Origin of the sequence: Streptomyces specialis, assembly GCF_001493375.1 — a bacterium.
GTDB lineage: Bacteria > Actinomycetota > Actinomycetes > Streptomycetales > Streptomycetaceae > Streptomyces > Streptomyces specialis.
Genome location: NZ_LN929896.1, coordinates 109,492 through 127,375 on the forward strand (window position 1 = coordinate 109,492; position 17,884 = coordinate 127,375).

A 17,884-nucleotide genomic window follows, 5' to 3' on the forward strand; every position below is an offset into this window, starting at 1 on the left:
ATCCCCATCTGGATTCGCTTTCCGAACCCAGATGCTAGCGTCGTGCCATGTCCGCCGACCAGAACGCCGCACCCGAGTCCTGGGGTGCCCCGCGCAGCAAGACGATCACCTGGTACGACCCCCGGGTCACCACCGAAGCCGGGGCCGCGATGTCGGGCCTCGACCACCTGCGGGCCATGGCGGACGGGGAATTGCCGCCGCCGCCGATCTCCGAGCTGTTCGGCATGCGCTTCCTCAGCGCCGAGAAGGGCGAGGTCGCGTTCGCCTGCGTGCCGGACGAGAGCGCCTACAACCCGATAGGGCTCATTCACGGCGGCCTGGTCTGCACCCTCCTCGACACGGTCGCCGGCTGCGCCGTGCAGTCCACGCTCCCGGCCGGCACCGGGTACACCTCGATCGAGATCAAGGTCAGTTATCTGCGCCCGGTGCACGCGGGCATGGAGTTGAGTGCCCGTGGCTGGATCACCAAGCCGGGCCGCCGGGTCGCGTTCGCCGAGGGCGACGTCCGCGACCCGGACGGCAAGATCCTCGCGACGGCGTCGAGCACCTGCCTGATCCTGGGCGGCTGACCTCGGCCGTACGGACCACGAGGCTCGGCGCCCGGCCGGCGCGATCCGACAACTCCGCGAGGACGGCGTCCTGTCCGGCCGCGAAACGCCGACTCCGGGCGGAACGTGCCGAGGCCGGTGAGACCCCGGTCCGCCGTGCGCGGCGCAGGTTCCCCGCGACGCGGGCGGCGGGTCCGGGTCCGTGTCCGGGTCCGTGTCCGGTGGAGACCGGTGGAGACCGGCCGGGCCGAGCCACCGTCCATGGCCACGACGGTCGGCACGGATCAGAGGCGATCCGGGGGAGGCCGAGGGGGGCGCCCTCCAGCGCCTCGACGGCCGGACGGGGTGCCCACCTCGTACACGGCCTCGGCGGCGCGAACGCGGCGACCGCGACTCTCTCGCGCGAACCTTCGTGGGCACGCCCCGGTCCCGCGGTCCGTGCCGGAAGCGCCGGAAGCCGGTCACGCGGGGTCAACGCACCAGGGTGACGACCGCCCTTGCCGGACGACCGGCGGGAGGCGCCGCGGATCACCCCGGGGGCGGCGCGTGTGCGGTGTCCGGCGGAGGACCTCTCCTCCCCACCGTGGGAGAGGTCCTGCGCCGGGGGCGGTTCAGGTGGTCTTGAGGACGCCGCCGTCGACGACGAGGTCGGCGCCGTTGATGTTGTTCGGCGAGACGGCGAAGACGATCACCCGCGCGAGCTCCTCGGGGGTGGACAGGCGGCCGGTGGTGGCACCCAGGCCGGCCATGAACTGGTCCACCAACTCCTGGTGGGTGATGCCCTGTTCGGCGGCGAGGCGGCCGATGAAGCCGTCCGGGTCGGTCCACACCCCGGTCGACACCGGCCCCGGGGACACGGTGATCGCCCGCACGCCCCGCGGACCGAACTGCTCGGCGACGACCTTGGTGAAGGCGTTGAGCGCGGCCTTGCTGACGTTGTAGTCGATCGGCCCGGCGCCGGTGAGCCGGGCGCCGATCGAGGAGACGTTGACGACGGTGCCCCGGCGTTCGAGCAGGCTGGGCAGGGCGGCCCGGGTGACGCGCAGGGCGCTGTAGAAGTGCAGGTCGAAGGTGTGCTGCCAGGCGCTGTCGGGCAGGTCGAGCAGCCCGAGCAGGGAACCCCGGGCGATGTCGTCGGTGTCGCCGATGCCGACGTTGTTGACGAGGATGTCGATGCCGCCGAGTTCGGCGGTGGCGCGCTCGATCAGCTCCGTCGCGCCCTCGGCGGTGGACAGGTCGACCGGTACGTGCGTGGCGCCGGTCTCCTTCAGCTCCGGCGTCTCCCGGCGCGAGGCGGCCACCACGCGTACGCCCTCCGCCTGGAGGAGGCGCACCACGGCCAGCCCTATGCCCTTGCTGCCGCCGGTGACGACGGCGGTCTTCCCCGCGAGTTCCAGGTCCATGGTCGTACTCCTCGGTGCTCCGGATTGAAACGGACTGATCGGTCCGGGACCGATCAGTCCGTATCCTGGACGCACCGGGACGCCACTGTCAACCGTGAGGGACCGCTCGGTCCGTAATCCGCTAGGCTGGCGCGCACGGGAGGTGGGCGATGGCCAGGAAGCCGGATCCGGGCGCGCGGGACCGCATCCTCGACGCGGCGTGCGGGCTGTTCAACGAGCACGGCGTGCGGGCGGTCGGCATGCAGCAGATCATCGACGCCTGCGGCTGCGGGAAGAACCTGCTGTACCGGGAGTTCAGCGGCAAGGACGAGCTGATCGTCGCCTGGCTGGAGCGCTGCGCCACCGACTGGCCGGAGCTGCTGACCGAGGCGGCCGACCGGCACCCCGACGACCCGGCCGAGCAGCTCGTCGCCGTGGTCGCGGTGGTCGCCGAGCGCGCCTCCGAGGCGGGCTTCCGCGGCTGCGCCATGCGGAACGCCTACGCCGAGTTCCCCGAGGAGACCCACCCGGCGCACCGGTTCATCGTGGCCCACTACGCCGCGCGCCGGGAGCAGTTGCGCGCCCTGGCCCGGCGCGCCGGGGCCCGCGACCCGGAGGGGCTGGCCGACCGGCTGTCCCTGATCATGGACGGCGTCAACACCGACGCCGCGATCCTCGGCGCCGACGGCGCGGTCCGGGCCGCGGCCGGCTTCGCCCGCGACGTGGTCCGGGCGGCGACGGCCCCGCTCAGCCCGCCGCGAGCGGAGCCGTGACGAACCCCGTGTTCCACGGCGCGCAGACGATCAGCACCTCGGTGTCGCCGTCGCGGCAGACCACGACATGGAAGTGACCGGGGATCTTCTTCTCCGACGACAGCCTGGGCCTGACCGTGACCAGCCGGAGGCGCTCCACCGGCAGGGTCCGGCGGGTGCGCTTCTTCGCGGGCGCGTACGCCGAGGCCAGCGTGACCCGCGACGCGAACAGCACGTTGGCCAGGCGCCTTCCGTACGGCTCCGGCCCGATCACCCCGCCCCGGAACCGCACTTCACGCCCCGCCGCGAGCGCGCGCTCCCGCCTGCGCCGCCGCCGGCGGGGCTCCCGGTGCGCCCGGGTGGTGAACCGCGCGTCGAGCGCCTCCGCGATCAGCTCCAGCATCCGCCCACCCCCGCAAGTCCGTCGCCCGCCGCCCTCGGGGCGTTCCGCCCAGCTTACGGCGGCGCGCCGCCGGCCCGGCCACTACCAGACGCGGCGGCGGGCCAGGGCGCGGGCGGGGGGGCGCAGGCGGTCCACCAGGGCCCGGCGCAGGGCCCGGTCCTCGTCGGTCTCGACGGCCATGTCGAGCTGGACGATGTCCACCCCGGCCGCCCGCAGCAGGTCCACGCGCGCGGCCACGGTGTCCGGGGAGCCGACGAAGGAGGCCGCGAGGGAGCGGCGGATGTACGCCTCGACCTGCGCCCGGCCCCGGGCGGGGTCGGCGGAACCCCGCTCCCGGTCCCGGTCGAGCTGCACCGCGCCGGTCCACCGGGCGCTGTCGGCACCCGAGGTGAGGCGCACGGCCTCCCGCGCGAGCCACCGCGCCCGGTCCGCCGCCTCCGCGTCGGTCGCCGCGAGGACCAGCGTGAGGTGCCGCCAGATCCGCAGCGTCCGGCCGTGCGCGGCGGCGGCGGTCCGGATCTCCCGGATACGGGCCCGCGTCGCCGGTAACGGCAGGGCCCGCACGGCGTAGACGTCGGCGAAGCGGGCCGCCAGGTCCAGCCCTTCGGGCGAGGAGCCGCCGAACGACAGCAACTCGCCGCCGGGGCGCGGCCACACCCCGGACCCGGCGTCCCGCAGCCGGTAGAACTCCCCGTCGTGGTCGAAGCCTTGCCGCTCGGTCAGGGTCCGGCGGAACACCTCCAGGTACTCCCCCGCCCGGCGGTAGCGGTCCGCCTTGCCCAGCACGTCACCGTCGCGCAGCACATCGGCGTCGCTGGACCCGATGATGACGTGGGCCGCCGCCCGGCCGCCGGAGAGGCGGTCCAGGGTGGCCAGCGAACGGGCCGCCACCGTGGGCGCGGTCGTGCCGATCCGGTGGGCGACCGCGACGCGCAGCCTGCGCGTCGCGGCCAGCGCCCACGCCGCCACCAGCCAGGGATCGGGCCAGGAGCTGGACTGCGTCACCAGGGCGCTGTCCAGGCCGTCCTCCTCGTTCTGCCGGGCGGTGAGCGCCACGTGCTCCGGGTCGGCGGTGCGTTCGCGCGGGTCGGGCGCGAAACGCAGCGCCTGGCGTTCGGCCGGGGTGCGCCCCGTGACGGGAGCGGCCCTGACGCCGCCCCGTATGTCCAGCTCCATCTCGCCCCGTTCCTCTCTCAGGACCCGCCGGGGCCCAGCCGGGCCAGGGTCTCCAGCACCCTGGCCCGGCTGACGAACACCTCGGGCGGCAGCGACACGTAGAGCTGGATGGTGGTCACGCCGGGGCGGTGGTACCGCAGGATGCGTTCGCGGCACTCCTCGGGCGAGCCGCTGATGAACAGGCCGTCCACCACCTCGTCCGGCAGCGCCTTCTGGGCGCCCTCGGCGTCGCCCTCGGCCCACAGCCGGTGCGACTCGCTCAGCAGGTCGCCATGGCCCAGCCACTCGTGGAACTTGCGGTAGGGCTCGCGGTTGAGGATCCAGGCCAGGAACGGGCGCGTCGCGCGGTGCGCGTAGTCGGCGTCCTCGGTGGGGCAGACGAAGACCTTCACCACCAGTTCCTTGCCCGGCGGCTGGGGGCCGACCGCGTCGAGGACGGTGGGAACGTCCTCGGGGAACAGGAGGTTGGTGATGGCGCCGTCCCCCTCGGTGAAGCCCAGGCGCAGCATCCGGGGCCGGAGCGCGCCGAGGATCACCTTGGCCGGCTGGGCGGGCGGGTGCGGCAGCCGGTAGCCGGTGATGGAGAACGTGTCGAAGTCACCCGCGATGTACTCGCCCCGCAACGCCCGGGTGACGAACCGCAGTACGTCCCTGGTGCGCTTGAACGGTTCGTCGAACGGGATGCCGTTGATGTCGGTGACATGCGCGGGCACCGACGCGCCGATGCCCAGCAGCAGGCGGCCGGGGGCGAGTTGGGCCAGGGTGGCGGCCGTCTGGGCGAGGACCGCCGGGCCCCGGGTGTGGACCGGCACGATGCCGGTGGCGATGCGCAGCGTCGGCGACCAGGCGGCGGTCGCGGCGAGCGGGGTGAACGCGTCCGTGCCGCCGCCCTCCGCGCTCCAGACGTCGGTGTAGCCGAGGTCCGGCAGGCGTTCGATGAGGAAGCGGTGCCGGTCGATGGTCAGTCCTGGCAGCGGCAGGGTGACGCCCCACTTGGGGGGCGCGGCCTCGGCGCGGTGGAGCGGATGCGGCTCGGTCATGGAGCGGCTGACGTCCTCTCGTACGGAAACGGGCGGCGGGGAAACGGGCGGCGGGAAGCGGGGCCGGGGGAGTCAGGAGCTGACCCAGACCGTGGTCAGGTCGATGAACCAGGACTGCGGCTGGACCAGCCCCCGCACCTGCGGGGAAAGCGCCCTGGGGTTGCGGTCGTTGACGACGAACAGCCAGGGGGCGTCCGCCGTCACCAGGGACAGCGCCTCCCGGTAGGACTCCCGGCGCCGCTCGGTGTCCGTGTCGGCGGAGGCGTCGGCGAGGAGTTCGTCGACGCGCTCGTTGCTGTAGTGGCCGGTCCAGAAGGGGCTGTCGCTGCCGATGAACAGCGGGAGCAGCGCCTCGGACTGGAACAGCGTCGTGGACTGCGCGATGGCGTCCGAGCCGAGCGCCACCTCGCCCTCGGCCTCGGCGCCGATCAGCGTGGACCAGTCGGTGGTGCGGATCTCGACGTCGATGCCGACGGCGGCGAGGTCGCGCTGGAGGGCCTCGGTGATGGGTACGGGCAGCAGGTTGCCCGAGCCGCCGGTGGGCACGGTGACGGACGTCTCGAAGCCGTCCGCGTAGCCCGCCTCGGCCAGCAGCTCCCGCGCCCGGTCGGGGTCGTAGGTGTACGTGTCGCCGGACTCGTCGTAGGCGAACGTGGCCCGGGGCGCGGCCTGGTAGGCCGGGTCGGCGGTGCCGTGGAGGAGCTGTTCGGCGATGGCCTCGCGGTCGATGGCGAAGTTGGCGGCGCGCCTGACCCGTTCGTCCGCCCAGGGGCCCTGGGAGGTGTCGAGGATCCAGTACCAGAGGTGGTCGTAGCTGTTGGTGACGACGCTGGCGCCCTCGGCGGTGAGGCTCTCGATGTCGTCGGGGTTCGGGTACTCGATCCAGTTGACGTCGCCCGAACGGAGCGCGGCGGTACGGGCGGCGGCGTCGGGGATGGCCCGGACGACGAGCCGGTCGAGCTTCGGCGCGCCGCCCCAGTACTCCTCGTTGGCGGCCAACTCGATCTCCTGGCCCTCGCGTTGCGACACGAAGGTGAACGGGCCGGTGCCGACGGGCTGTTGCGCGAAGTCCTCGGTGCCGGTGGCCTCGATGGCGGTGGGGCTGGCGATCAGCACGTGGGCGAGGTCCTCGGGGAAGTGCCCGTTGGGCGACTCGGTCACCAACTCCACGTGTGTGTCGTCCAGTTTGCGGTAGTCGGCGATGCCGCCCGCGTACTCGCCGGCGGCGGCGCCGAGGGCGTCGGTGTAGTGCTCGCTGTCCTCGTCGAGGTAGCGGTCGAGGTTGAAGATGACGGCGTCCGCGTCGAAGGGGGTGCCGTCGTGGAACGTGACGCCCTCGCGCAGGGTGAACGTCCAGGTGGTGTCGTCGTCGGCGACCTCCCAGGAGGTGGCGAGCGCGCCGGTGATCTCGGGCGGGGTGTCGCCCTGGGTCAGGTCGTAGCGGGTGAGGCCCTCGTAGAGCTGGAAGCTGACCAGCCGCTTCCCCTCGAAGCCCGCGCCGCCGATGACGGTGTCGGTGTTGGGCAGGGTGCCGGTCGCTCCGATGACCAGGGTGCCGCCGCTGCCGGAGTCGCCGGACGTCGGGCTGTCGGAGCCGCCTGAGCCGCAGCCGGTGGCGGTCAGCGCGAGCAGCACGGCGGCCGGGAGGGCGGCGAGTCTGAGTCCGTGGACGGAATGGCGGTGGGTCATCGTGCTTGCTTCCTCACGAGGGGCTGGCTCTTTTTCACTTCTGGCGCTTCCGCCCCAGAGGGTGTGCGTGTTGTGGGTGGGTGAGGGTGGACGTCGTGGCAGCACATTGAAGGGGCCCGCGTGTACGGGTGCCGGGGAGCGGCCCAGAGCCGGCCGGTGGTGCCCTCCTCCACGACCCGGCCGCCGCGCAGCACCACCACCCGGTCCGCGAGCCGCCGCACCACGGCCAGGTCGTGGGAGATGAACAGGTAGGCCAGGCCGGTGCGTTCGCGCAGCTCCCGCAGCAGGTCCAGGACGTGGTGCTGGGTGGCGCGGTCCAGCGCGGAGGTGGGCTCGTCGCAGACGACGAGGTCGGGGCCGGTGGCCAGGGCGCGGGCGATCGCCACCCGCTGGAGCTGCCCGCCGGACAGCTCGCGCGGGCGGTGCCCGGCGAGCGCCGGGTCCAGGCCGACGCGCCGGAACAGCTCCGCGACGGCCTCGTCGCGGTCCCGGCGCGGCGTGCCCCGGGCGCGCAGCGCGAAGGCGACGGCCTGGCCGGCCCGCAGCGCCGGGTTGAGGGAGCCGCGCGGGTGCTGCGGAACGAACTGGAGCCGCCCGCGCGTCGCGCGCCCGCCCCGGCCGGTGAGCCGGTACGGGTCCCGGCCGTCGAACCGGACGGTGCCGGAGTCGGCGGGGAGCAGGCCGAGCGCCAGCCGGGCGAGGGTGGACTTGCCCGAGCCGGACTCGCCGACCAGTCCGACGGTCTCGCCCGGCGCGACGGTCAGGGACACGTCGTCCAGCGCGGGCGGCGCGGCCTTGGTGTAGCGCTTGGTGACGCGCTCGACGGAGAGCAGCGGCTCGGTCATCGGTGGGCCTCCTGTCGCGTGGCGACGAGTTCCGCGGTGAAGGAGTGGCCGGGCCGGGACAGCACCCGCTCGGCGGGCCCGGTCTCGACGACGCGGCCGTCGCGCATCACCGCCACCCGGCCGCCGACGCGGCGGGCGGCCTCAAGGTCGTGGGTGACGAGCAGCAGGGCCGTGCCGCGTTCGGCCCGCAGCCGCCCGAACAGGTCCAGGACCTGGGCCTGTACCAGCACGTCGAGCGCGGTCGTGGGCTCGTCGGCGACCAGGAGTTCGGGGCCGCAGGCCAGGGCAAGGGCGATCGCGGCGCGCTGTCGCTGACCGCCGGACAGTTCGTGCGGGTGGCTGCGGGCGATCCGTTCCGGGTCGGAGACGCCCGCGGCGGCGAGCAGGCCGGGCACGAGGGCGCGGGCGGCCCGGCGGCCGTCCGCGATCCGGTGACGCCGCAGCACCTCGGTGAGCTGCGGGCCGATGCGGCGCAGCGGGTCGAGGGCGCCGGTGGGGTCCTGCGCCACATAGCCGACGCGCCGGCCGCGGATCCGGGACAGGGTGCGTTCACCGGCCGTCAGCAGGTCCGTTCCGCCCAGCCGGACGCTGCCGGTGACGCGGGCGGCGCGGCCGGGCAGGGCGAGGACCGTGCGGGCCACGGTGGTCTTGCCGCTGCCGGACTCGCCCAGCAGCACCAGCGCCTCGCCCGCGCCGACGGTGAACGACACGCCGTCCACGGCGCGGACGGTCCGGTCGCGTCCCGGGTGGTCCACCGTCAGGTTCTCGACCGACAGCACGGGGTGCCCGCTCTGCGGGAGGCGGCTCATCGCGCGTCCTCCCCGGTGCCGACGCGGCGGCGCAGGGCCTCGCCGAGGACCGTGAACAGCACCGAGACGGCGAGGATCGTCAGCGCGGGCAGCACCGCCACCCACGGGTGCGTCAGCAGCGCGGGCCGGGACTCGTCCAGCATCGCGCCCCACTCGGCGGCGGGCGGCGCGACCCCGAGGCCGAGGAACGACAGGCCGGCGGCGTAGACGATGGCGAGCCCGATGAGCGACGAGGCGTACGCCAGGACGACGGGGGCGATGACCGGCAGGACCTGCCGTACGGCGATCGCCGTACGTCCCGCGCCGCTCACCCGGGCGGCCTCCAGGTACTCGGCGGACCGGATGCGCTGGACCTCGGTGTACGCGACCCGGGTCACCACCGGGGTCAGCACCACCGACAGCGAGAACACGGTCGCGCCCACGCCCGCCTCCAGCACGGTGGCGACCGCGATGGCCAGCAGCAGGCCGGGGAACGCGTACAGCACGTCGAGGGTGCGCAGCAGCCCCTGTTCGGTGACGCGCCCGCCGAGCCCGGCGGCGATGCCCAGCGCGCTGCCCAGCACGGCGGCGACGGCGACGGGCACTAGGCCGCCGGTCAGGGACGGCCGGGCGCCCCAGATCAGCCGGCTGAGAACGTCCCGGCCCTGGCCGTCCGTGCCCAGCGGGTGGCCGGGGCTGCCGGGGTCCAGCAGCCGGTCCCGCAGCGAGCCGGCGGCCGGGTCGTCGGGGGCGAGGAGCGGCGCGGCGAGCGCCACCAGGACCAGCAGGACGGCGAGCGCCGCCGGGATCAGCAGTCCGGCGCGTGGCAGGCGGCGGCCCGGCGCGGCGGGGACGGCGGGGGCGATCGGGATCGTGGACGCGGTCATCGTCAGCTCCGCACTCTCGGGTCGATCCAGGCGTGCGCGGCGTCGACGAGGATGTTGATCCCGACGAACGCGGCGGCGACCACCAGCACGCCGCCCTGCACGAGGGGCAGGTCGCGGGCCGCGAGCGCGTCGTACAGGAGCCGGCCGACGCCCGGCCAGGCGAAGAGCGTTTCCACGAAGACCACCCCCTCCAGCAGGTAGGCGAGTTGGAGCCCGGCGATGGTGAGCAGGGCGGGCGCCGCGTTGTGCGCGCAGTGCAGCAGCACGGCCGGGCGGCTCAGTCCGCGCGCCCGGAGGCTGTCGGCGAGGTCACCGGCGAGGACCGAGCCGAGCGCGGCGCGGAACACGCGGGCCGTCAGGCCCAGCGGCACCAGCGCGGCGGCGACGGCCGGCAGGACGAGGTGCCGCAGCAGGTCGAGGGCGCCCCCGCCGCCGAACACGTCGTGGGTGCCGCCCGCGGGCAGCCAGCGCAGCTCCACCGCGAAGACGGCGATGAGCACCAGCGCCACCGAGTACTGCGGCGCGGACACCGCGAGCGTGCTGAACGCGCCGGAGAGCCGTCCGGGCAGTCCGCGCGGCCGCAGGGCGCCGAGCGCGCCAAGCACGACGCCGCCGGTGAGGACGAGGACGAACGCCGCCCCAGTCAGGATCAGGGTCTGGCCGAGCGCGGGGAACAGGAAGTCCGTGACCGGGCGTTGACCGGAGATGGAGACGCCGAGGTCGCCGCCGAGGGCGTGTCCGAGCCATGTGGCGTACCGCAGGGGCAACGGCCGGTCCAGGCCGAGGCGTTCGGAGAGCTGGTGGCGCGCCTCCTCCGGCGCTCCGGGTCCGAGGAAGGTGCTGACCGGGTCGCCGGGGACGAGGGCGACGGTCGCGAACACCACGAGGGTGACGCCCAGCAGGGTCGGCACCGCGAGGATCAGCCGGCGCGCCAGGAACCGTCTCATCTCGCCGCCTGCCGGGGCGGCGCGCCGGACGGTCCGTCGGCGGGGCGGTGGGCGCGGGCGGTCATGGCTGGTCCTTCCGGTCGCGGGGTGCGGAAGGAAGGGTGCGGGCCGGAGCGCGGCGATAGCCAGACAGGGGTTCATGCTGTTACCCCTGCTCATAGGACCGGCGGGAGGGGGCAGCGAACTGCCCCGCACAACAACGATCGTTCATCCTTGACCCTGCAATCAGGCCCCAAGTAGGCTTGACATATGACAAAGTGGCGGACCGACTTCACCTTGGTCGGTATCGGCGGCTCGTGGCACCGCAGGTGCTTCGACGAGCTGTGTCGCCCGCGCGCCGGGCGCTGACCCGCGGTCGTTCATCCCCGACAGCGCCCTTCCTCTTCGCCGTAACGCCGTGCCCGAGGGCACGGCCTCGCCATATCCGAGAGGAAACGCACGCGATGCCGCGCACATGCGTCAACGCCTTCCGTGCCCGCGGAGGTTCACGGTGGCCACACTGACCGAACCGGCGGCGCAGGGCTCCGGACGGTTCACCCGTCCGGCCCTCGGCCGCCGCGCGTCCCGGCCCGACGCGTCCAGACCGTCCGCGCTCCAGGCGCACGGGCCGCACCCGGCGTACCAGTCCCGCGCGTCCGACGGGACGCTCCAGGCGGAGATCGACAACCCGCTGGACATGATCGCCGGTCACCAACTCCTCGCCGAGCCCGAGGCGATGCCGGGCCGCCACCACACGGACGCGCCCGGCTGCACCTGCGGCCACCCCATCTGTGGCTGGGCCGCCCGCCGCGCGGCCACCGCCACCCGCGTGTTCCTCATCGCGCACCGCCCGGTGGTCGGCGCCGGGCTGCGCAGCGTTCTCGCCACCGCCCCGGACATCGCCGTGGTCGGCGGCACGACCGACCCGGCGTCGGCCCACATCGCGGTGGGCCGGGTGCGGCCCGACGTGGTCCTGCTGGCGCCCGGGGCGACGCTCGCCGACGACCTGGCGGTCGTGGAGCGGCTGCGCGGCCTCCATGGCGCCCGGAGCGCACGGGTGTTGCTGCTGCGCCGGGCGCAGAGCCCGGCCGAGGCCAGCCAGGTGCTGCTGGCCGGGGCGAGCGGCTGCGTCTCGCTCGACCTCGCCGAGGACCGTCTCATCGCCGCCGTCTCGCTGGCCGCGGCGGACGGAACCGTTTTCCTGCCCGCTCCCCCGCCCACCCGGACGCGTCCGCCCGTCCCGGCGGGCCACGCGGCCGAACCACCGCCGCAGCACTGCGGGCTCACCGACCGCGAACGCGAAGTCCTCGCGCAGCTCGCGCGGGGGCTGAGCAACGCCGAGATCGGCCGCGAACTCGCCCTGGCCGAGGCGACGGTGAAGAAGCACCTGACCCAGGCGATGCGCAAGACCGGCCAGTCGGACCGGTTGCGCGCCGCGCTCTACGCCCACCGGCACGGCCTCGCCGGCTGAGCCCCGCGCCCCGCGCCGCACGTCCCGCACCGGACCCCCGGATTCCGCATGCCGGTTCGGGGGTCCGGGCGTGCAACGCGGGGCGACCTTCGGAGCACCCGAGGGCGCCGTTCGTCGCCGTCACCGTCGCCCTTCGGGGCTTCTGGGCGGTCCGGCCCGCTGCCTAGCGTGAACGGCGAACGAGATCAGTGCGTCCGTAACCCCTGACAAGGAGCCCTCCATGAGCGACGGGCACAGATCTTCCGATCAGCCCCTGAGCCCCGCACCGCGGACCGCGCTCCTGAGCGCGGCCGTCCGGGGCGACGACGATTCCCCCCGCTCCCCCTACCGGTCGATGTCCGACACCGAGCGCTCGGCCCTGTGGCGCCAGCGGCTGCACGAGGCCGAGGCCGGCCTGACGCGCTACCTCGTCTCGCTGGGCGACGAGGTCCGGCTGACCGCCTGGTTCGCGCTCCAGGCCGAGATCTTCGCCGACCTGCCCGACCCCGGCGCCCCGCCGTACGCGTGGCAGCGGATCTTCTTCCGGGGCCAGGCCCTGATGGAACGGTTCCTCGTCGACCGGTACGGCGAACAGGTCCTCGCCGACTGGGCCCGCGCCAACGCCGACGTGCACCGCGAGGTCGAGCCGGACCACGGCCGGGGCGCCGCCGACCCCATCCACCGCATCGCCCGCCAGGCCGAACTCTACGGATCGGACTACGAGTTCGACGACGACAACCCGCCCGCGGCCGACCGCGCGGCCGTCACCATCACCCACTGCGCCATCTGGGACTACCGCGAGCAGGCCCGCCGCAACGGCGTCCGCCTGACGCTCAGTTCACCGTGCACGTACTGCACGGAGGCACTGTCCGCGAACATCAGCGCCAAGGGCTTCGTGCCCACGCACCGGCTGCGCAGCGGCCCCACCGGGCACGGCTGCCGGTGGGAGGCGAGCGTCCCCGGGCAGGCGGGCGCCGACACCCCCGGGGGGAACTAGATGTGCGGCATCACCGGCTGGATCGACTGGGACACCGACCTCCGGGCGGCCGGGCCCGCCGTGCGGGCCATGGCCGACACCCTGGCCTGCCGCGGCCCCGACGCCGGCGGCGTCTGGCTGTCCCGGCACGCCGCCCTCGGCCACCGGCGGCTGTCCGTCATCGACATCGACGGCGGGACGCAGCCCCTCACCGACACGGGAACCGGCACCGGCACCCAGGACGCGGACGCGGGCGCGGTGCTGAGCTACAACGGCGAGCTGTACAACTACCGTGAGCTGCGGGCCGAGTTGAGCGCCCACGGCCATGTGTTCCGCACGCGTTCGGACACCGAGGTCGTGCTGCGCGCCCATCTCCAGTGGGGAGTCGACGCGCCGAAACGGTTCAACGGCATCTTCGCCTACGCCCTGTGGGACACCCGCCGCCACGAACTCCTCCTGGTCCGCGACCACCTGGGCATCAAGCCGCTGTACTGGCACGCCCACGGCACGGGCGTGCTGTTCGGCTCGGAGCCCAAGGCGCTGCTGGCCAACCCCCTGTTCCGCGCCGAACTCGACGCCGAGGGGATCGCGGAGCTGTTCGCCCTCCCGGCCGCGCCGACCGCCGGGCACGGCGTCTTCCGCGGACTGCGCGAGGTGCGCCCCGGCCATCTGGTGTCGGTCCGCGAGCAGGTCACCCGCGAACAGCCGTACTGGGCACTGGAGTCCCGCCCGCACACCGACAGCCCGCAGGCCACCCGGGAGACCGTGCGCGACCTCCTCGCCGACACCGTCGAACGGCAACTCCTCAGCGACGTCCCGCTGTGCGCGCTGCTGTCCGGCGGCGTCGACTCCAGCGCGATCACCGCGCTGGCCGCCGCCGCCAGGGAACGGGCGGGCCAGGGCAAGGTGACCACCTACTCGGTCGACTTCCCCGGCTCCTCCGACCGCGCGCCCGACGCCTGGCGCACCACGCACGACGCGCCGTACGTCCGGGCCGCGGTCGAGCACATCGGCACGCTGCACACCTCGGTCGTGATCCCCGACGACGACCTGCTGGCCGCCCGCGACGCCGTGCTGCGCGCCCGCGACCGGCCCGGCTGGGGCGAGATGGACGCCTCGCTGCACCTGCTGTTCCGCGAGGTGCGGCGCCGTTCCACCGTGGCGCTGTCCGGCGAGGCCGCCGACGAGATCTTCGGCGGCTACCCCTACTTCCACGACGACGCCGCGCTCGCCGCCGGCACCTTCCCCTGGCTGCACCACCGCGCCACCCCGGCCGCGCTGCTGCGGCCCGACGTCCGGGCCCGCGTCCGGCCCGAGGAGTACACCGCCGCCGCCTACCGCGACGCGCTCGCCGGAGTCCCGGAACTGCCCGGGGAGCGGGGCACCGATCGGCGGGTCCGCGAGGTGTTCCACCTGGCGCTGACCCGCTGGCTGCCCCCGCTCCTGGACCGGGTGGACCGGGTGAGCATGTCCGTCGGCCTGGAGGTGCGGGTGCCGTTCTGCGACCACCGGCTGGTGGAGTACGTGTGGAACGTGCCGTGGGCGCTCAAGGCGCCCGGCGGCCGACCGAAGGGCCTGCTGCGGGACGCCGTGCGCGACCTGCTGCCGCAGCCGGTGGCCGACCGGCCCAAGAGCGGCTACCCCTCGACCCCGGCGGTGCGGTACACCGAGGTGCTGACCGCGCGGGCGCACGAGCTGCTGTCCGACCCGCAGGCGCCGGTGTTCGAGCTGGTGGACCGGGAGGTCGTGCGCCAAGCCCTCGCCGAGGGACGGCCGCTGCCCAGCCCGCGCACCGCGCCCAACCCCGTCGGCGGCCTGGACCATCTGGTCCAGGTGGACGAATGGCTCCGGGCCTACCGGGTGAGCGTGCGGTGAGCGGCGCCTTCCCCCGGGCGGCCGACGCCTACCGCCACGCCTCCCGGTCCTGGACCACCGGCGTCGCCCTGCTGACGGCCCGGCACGGCGAGGAGGTCTTCGCCAAGACGGTGTCCTCCCTGTGCCCGCTGTCCCTCGACCCGCCGCTGGTCAGCGTCGCCGTGGACCGCCGCAGCCCGATCGTCGGCGCCGTACGGGCCGGTCGCGGGTTCGCGCTCAGCGTCCTGGCCGCCGACCAGGAGCCGCTGGCGCGGCGCTTCGCCGCCCCCGGCGCCGGGCGCGCCCTGGGCTGGTTCACCCCCGCGCCGATGCGGCCGGGCATCACGGGCGCGCCCGTGCTGGAACGCTGCCTCGCCTGGTTCGAGTGCCGGCTGGACGGCGTGCTCCCGGGCGGCGACCACGCGGTGCTCGTCGGCCGCGTCGCCACCGCCGACGCCACGCCGGGCGACCCGCTGGTCTACCACGACGGCCGGTACCGGTCCCTCGGCCCCCACCCCGCCGTCCTCGCCTGCGCTCTTACACTGTACGTTTTTGGTATAGGCGACGGCGCCCCCCGAGCGCTAAGAGGCAGCGACACAGTAGTATAAGCAGCAGCGATAAGAGACAGCCCTCACCCGACCTCCGCAGGAGCCCGCGCATGACTCTGCTCACCGGCGACCGCTACCGGGCCGAGCTGGCCGACGGCCGCGAGCTGTACCTGGACGGCGAACGCGTCACCAGCCCCGCCGACCACCCCGCGTTCAAACCGGCCGTCGACGAACTCGCCCGCCTGCTCGACCTCCAGGACGACCCCGAACACCGGGACCTGCTCACCTGGCAGGACCCCGACACCGGCCGCCGCCTGGCCCGCGCCTACCAACCGCCGCGCAGCCTGGACGACTTGCGGCTCCAGCGGCGCAGCGCCGAGTTCTGGCACGCCGAATCCCTGGGCCAGCACGGCCGTTCGCCCGCCTTCATGGCGTCGATCGCCGTCGGCGTCTACGACTTCCGGCACCGCCTGGAGGCCAACCGGCCCGGTTTCGGCGCCAACGCCGAAGCCTGGTACCGGTACTGCGCGGAGAACGACCTCGTGCTGTCGCACGCCCTGGGCGATCCGCAGATCGACCGTTCCACCGACCCGGTGGACGACCCGGACCTCGCGCTGCGGGTCCTGGAGGAGAACGAGCACGGCATCGTGGTGCGCGGCGCCAAGCAACTCACCACGCTGGCCCCGCTGGCGCACGAGGTGCTGGTGTACCTCTCGGCCTCGTTCGCCCAGCGACGCGGCGAGCAGTTCGTCGTCTGGTTCGCGCTGCCGCTCAACACGCCGGGCCTGATCACCCTGTGCCGCGAGCCGCTCGGCAGCGCCCCCTGGGGCCACTCCCACCCGCTGGGCGCCCGCTACGACGAGCAGGACGCGATGCTGTTCTTCGACGACGTCCTGGTGCCGTGGAACCGGGTGTTCCTGCTGCGCGACGGTGATCTGGCGCGCGTCGGGCTCGGCCGGATCAACGCGTGGAGCGCGTACATCGGGCACGTCCGGTTCCGCGAGCGGCTGCGGACGCTGCTGGCCACGGCGACCCTGGTCGCCGAGTCCATCGGTGTCGACCAGTTCCGCAACGTCCAGGAGGACTTGGGGCGGCTGGCCGGCTACGCCGAACTCACCGAGTACTTCCTCGACGCCGCCGAGGCCCGCGCCACCACGACCGACAGCGGGCTGTTCGCGCCGGGCGACACGGCCGCCAGCCGCGTGTGGTCGGCCGAAGTGGCGGGCAGCGCCGTGGAGATCGTCCGCAAGATCGGGGCGTCCGGGCTGCTGATGCAGCCCACCGCGGGCGACCTCGCCCACCCCCGGCTCCGCCCGCACCTCGACCGGTACATGCGCGGCCGGGGCATCGACGCCGAGCGGAAGTCCCGCCTGTTCCGCCTGGCGTGGGAGCTGACCGGCGACGGCTTCGGCCAGCGCCAGGACCTCTACGAGTACGTCCACCGGGGCGACTTGACCCGCAACCGGATCAACCTCTTCAAGCGCTACGACCAGAGCGGCACCCGCGAGCGGCTGCGGCGGTTCGTCGAGTCGCCCGCGTCCCCCTCCCCTTCCCCTTTCTCCTTTACACCTCTGCCCCCGCCCACGAAAGAGGACGTGTCACATTCGCTGGTACCCCTGTCCTTTGAAATAAAACCAATAACATCCGGTCAATCTCTCCCATACTCACTGTGCTGCTTAATTATACCTACATCAGAGATCATCACCCCACCCCCCCCCCCCGCCCCTGCGTCCGCGGCTCCAGAGGGGTATAAGAGAGGGTATAAGAGACAGGCCCGCACCCTGGCCGGTTACGCGGACGCCAGCAGACTGCGCCAGGAGCACGACCGGGACTGGGTCCTGGACCACATCCCCGGCGAACCCCGCACCCTGGCCGATCTGGGCAGCGGCATAGGGCAGTTGCTCCAGGCCGCGCTGGAGCGTTTCCCCTCCCTGGAGCTGGCGGTCGGCCTGGAGCGCTCCCCGCACCGCATCGCCGAGGCCGCCGCGCGCCTGGAGCCCTACGGCGACCGGGTCGCGCTGGAGCGGGCCGACCTCGACACCCCGGCGCCCGTGCCCCACCGGCCCGACGTCGTGACCATGACGTCGGTGCTGCACTGGCTGTACCCGACGGAGGAACGCGTCCTGACGTGGGTGCGCCGGCACCTCGCGCCCGGCGGACACTTCCTGCTGACGACGTACCACCCGGCGCGCGACGCCCACGGGCTGGGCGGCGAGGACGACATCGTCCGCGACGCCCTCACCGCGCTCGGCGTGCGGCGCGCGGACGTTCCCGGCCTGTTCACGGACGGCGGGGTGCTGCCCATCGCCACCCGCACCCGGACCGTCGAGGACCTGACGGCCCTGGCCGAACGGGACTTCCGCGTCGACGGGTGGTGGGAACGCGCCGCCGTGGTCACCGGGGTGGACGCCGCGCAGTACTCCCGTTTCCACGCCGCGACCTTCGGGGACTATTACAGCCGTCTCGTCGAACCCGCGCGGCGCGAGGAGTTCTTCCGCGCGGTCGGCGAGGCCGCCGTCCGGCGCCAGGAGGAACGCGGCTGGGTCAGCCGCATGCCCGTCCGTCTCTGGCGGCTCACCCCCCGCGCCTGACCCGCGCCCGTGTCGGCGGCGGGGGCCTC

Annotated in this window: 16 protein-coding genes; 7 read left to right on the forward strand and 9 right to left on the reverse strand. The window is 74.2% G+C overall.

From position 1 onward, the window contains the following. Positions 1-47: 47 nt before the first annotated feature. Complete coding sequence (locus BN2279_RS18690; RefSeq protein ID WP_059011158.1) at positions 48-569, forward strand: PaaI family thioesterase; 522 nt, start codon at positions 48-50, stop codon at positions 567-569. A gap of 590 nt (positions 570-1,159) precedes the next feature. Here BN2279_RS18690 and BN2279_RS18695 read toward each other — a convergent pair. Further along, positions 1,160-1,951: an SDR family oxidoreductase gene (locus tag BN2279_RS18695; RefSeq protein WP_059011160.1), complete on the reverse strand. Its 792-nt coding sequence runs from the start codon at positions 1,949-1,951 to the stop codon at positions 1,160-1,162. Positions 1,952-2,100: 149 nt separating this feature from the next. Between BN2279_RS18695 and BN2279_RS18700 the strand changes: the two genes are divergently transcribed. Then, on the forward strand, positions 2,101-2,703 hold the full coding sequence (locus tag BN2279_RS18700; protein WP_059011162.1) for a TetR/AcrR family transcriptional regulator: 603 nt from the start codon (positions 2,101-2,103) through the stop codon (positions 2,701-2,703). On the opposite strand, the gene BN2279_RS18705 is transcribed toward BN2279_RS18700, so the two are convergent. From BN2279_RS18705 to BN2279_RS18740, 8 genes are all read right to left on the reverse strand, one after another. Next, a complete protein-coding gene (locus BN2279_RS18705) occupies positions 2,678-3,085 on the reverse strand; it encodes a hypothetical protein (protein ID WP_059011164.1) in 408 nt (135 codons plus the stop codon). The genes BN2279_RS18700 and BN2279_RS18705 overlap by 26 nt on opposite strands. Positions 3,086-3,166: 81 nt before the next feature. Further along, a complete protein-coding gene (locus BN2279_RS18710) occupies positions 3,167-4,261 on the reverse strand; it encodes an LLM class flavin-dependent oxidoreductase (protein WP_059011166.1) in 1,095 nt (364 codons plus the stop codon). Positions 4,262-4,278: 17 nt separating this feature from the next. Beyond that, positions 4,279-5,301 carry an LLM class F420-dependent oxidoreductase gene (locus BN2279_RS18715; protein WP_059011168.1) on the reverse strand — a complete coding sequence of 341 codons (1,023 nt, stop codon included), beginning with the start codon at positions 5,299-5,301 and terminating at the stop codon, positions 4,279-4,281. Between the two features lie 72 nt (positions 5,302-5,373). Then, entirely contained in the window at positions 5,374-6,990 is a 1,617-nt protein-coding gene (locus BN2279_RS18720; protein ID WP_059011170.1) for an ABC transporter substrate-binding protein, read from the reverse strand. After that, positions 6,987-7,835, reverse strand: coding sequence for an ABC transporter ATP-binding protein (locus BN2279_RS30740; protein WP_059011172.1), 849 nt, complete (start codon positions 7,833-7,835; stop codon positions 6,987-6,989). Before BN2279_RS30740 ends, BN2279_RS18720 begins: the two co-directional genes overlap by 4 nt. Continuing rightward, the gene (locus BN2279_RS30745) at positions 7,832-8,644 is read right to left on the reverse strand and encodes an ABC transporter ATP-binding protein (RefSeq protein ID WP_059011174.1); all 813 of its coding nucleotides are present in this window, start codon (positions 8,642-8,644) and stop codon (positions 7,832-7,834) included. Before BN2279_RS30745 ends, BN2279_RS30740 begins: the two co-directional genes overlap by 4 nt. Then, a complete protein-coding gene (locus BN2279_RS18735; protein WP_199827759.1) occupies positions 8,641-9,510 on the reverse strand; it encodes an ABC transporter permease in 870 nt (289 codons plus the stop codon). Before BN2279_RS18735 ends, BN2279_RS30745 begins: the two co-directional genes overlap by 4 nt. Positions 9,511-9,512: 2 nt before the next feature. After that, positions 9,513-10,457 carry an ABC transporter permease gene (locus BN2279_RS18740; protein WP_059011178.1) on the reverse strand — a complete coding sequence of 315 codons (945 nt, stop codon included), beginning with the start codon at positions 10,455-10,457 and terminating at the stop codon, positions 9,513-9,515. Between the two features lie 490 nt (positions 10,458-10,947). Between BN2279_RS18740 and BN2279_RS18745 the strand changes: the two genes are divergently transcribed. From BN2279_RS18745 to BN2279_RS29495, 5 genes are all read left to right on the forward strand, one after another. Beyond that, positions 10,948-11,907 carry a response regulator transcription factor gene (locus BN2279_RS18745; RefSeq protein WP_059011180.1) on the forward strand — a complete coding sequence of 320 codons (960 nt, stop codon included), beginning with the start codon at positions 10,948-10,950 and terminating at the stop codon, positions 11,905-11,907. A gap of 220 nt (positions 11,908-12,127) precedes the next feature. Continuing rightward, positions 12,128-12,883, forward strand: coding sequence for a hypothetical protein (locus BN2279_RS18750; protein WP_059011181.1), 756 nt, complete (start codon positions 12,128-12,130; stop codon positions 12,881-12,883). Next, complete coding sequence (asnB, locus tag BN2279_RS18755) at positions 12,884-14,737, forward strand: asparagine synthase (glutamine-hydrolyzing) (RefSeq protein ID WP_059011183.1); 1,854 nt, start codon at positions 12,884-12,886, stop codon at positions 14,735-14,737. Then, positions 14,734-15,324, forward strand: a complete 591-nt coding sequence (locus tag BN2279_RS18760; RefSeq protein WP_059011185.1) for a flavin reductase family protein — start codon at positions 14,734-14,736, stop codon at positions 15,322-15,324. Before asnB ends, BN2279_RS18760 begins: the two co-directional genes overlap by 4 nt. Positions 15,325-15,374: 50 nt before the next feature. Beyond that, positions 15,375-17,855, forward strand: a complete 2,481-nt coding sequence (locus BN2279_RS29495; protein ID WP_079032298.1) for a 4-hydroxyphenylacetate 3-hydroxylase N-terminal domain-containing protein — start codon at positions 15,375-15,377, stop codon at positions 17,853-17,855. The last annotated feature ends 29 nt before the right edge of the window (positions 17,856-17,884 follow it).

Coding starts and splice junctions, on each gene's coding strand:
- BN2279_RS18690 (WP_059011158.1), top strand. CDS start 48: ATGTCCGCCGACCAGAACGCCGCACCCGAGTCCTGGGGTGCCCCGCGC.
- BN2279_RS18695 (WP_059011160.1), bottom strand. CDS start 1,951: ATGGACCTGGAACTCGCGGGGAAGACCGCCGTCGTCACCGGCGGCAGC.
- BN2279_RS18700 (WP_059011162.1), top strand. CDS start 2,101: ATGGCCAGGAAGCCGGATCCGGGCGCGCGGGACCGCATCCTCGACGCG.
- BN2279_RS18705 (WP_059011164.1), bottom strand. CDS start 3,085: ATGCTGGAGCTGATCGCGGAGGCGCTCGACGCGCGGTTCACCACCCGG.
- BN2279_RS18710 (WP_059011166.1), bottom strand. CDS start 4,261: ATGGAGCTGGACATACGGGGCGGCGTCAGGGCCGCTCCCGTCACGGGG.
- BN2279_RS18715 (WP_059011168.1), bottom strand. CDS start 5,301: ATGACCGAGCCGCATCCGCTCCACCGCGCCGAGGCCGCGCCCCCCAAG.
- BN2279_RS18720 (WP_059011170.1), bottom strand. CDS start 6,990: ATGACCCACCGCCATTCCGTCCACGGACTCAGACTCGCCGCCCTCCCG.
- BN2279_RS30740 (WP_059011172.1), bottom strand. CDS start 7,835: ATGACCGAGCCGCTGCTCTCCGTCGAGCGCGTCACCAAGCGCTACACC.
- BN2279_RS30745 (WP_059011174.1), bottom strand. CDS start 8,644: ATGAGCCGCCTCCCGCAGAGCGGGCACCCCGTGCTGTCGGTCGAGAAC.
- BN2279_RS18735 (WP_199827759.1), bottom strand. CDS start 9,510: ATGACCGCGTCCACGATCCCGATCGCCCCCGCCGTCCCCGCCGCGCCG.
- BN2279_RS18740 (WP_059011178.1), bottom strand. CDS start 10,457: ATGAGACGGTTCCTGGCGCGCCGGCTGATCCTCGCGGTGCCGACCCTG.
- BN2279_RS18750 (WP_059011181.1), top strand. CDS start 12,128: ATGAGCGACGGGCACAGATCTTCCGATCAGCCCCTGAGCCCCGCACCG.
- asnB (WP_059011183.1), top strand. CDS start 12,884: ATGTGCGGCATCACCGGCTGGATCGACTGGGACACCGACCTCCGGGCG.
- BN2279_RS29495 (WP_079032298.1), top strand. CDS start 15,375: ATGACTCTGCTCACCGGCGACCGCTACCGGGCCGAGCTGGCCGACGGC.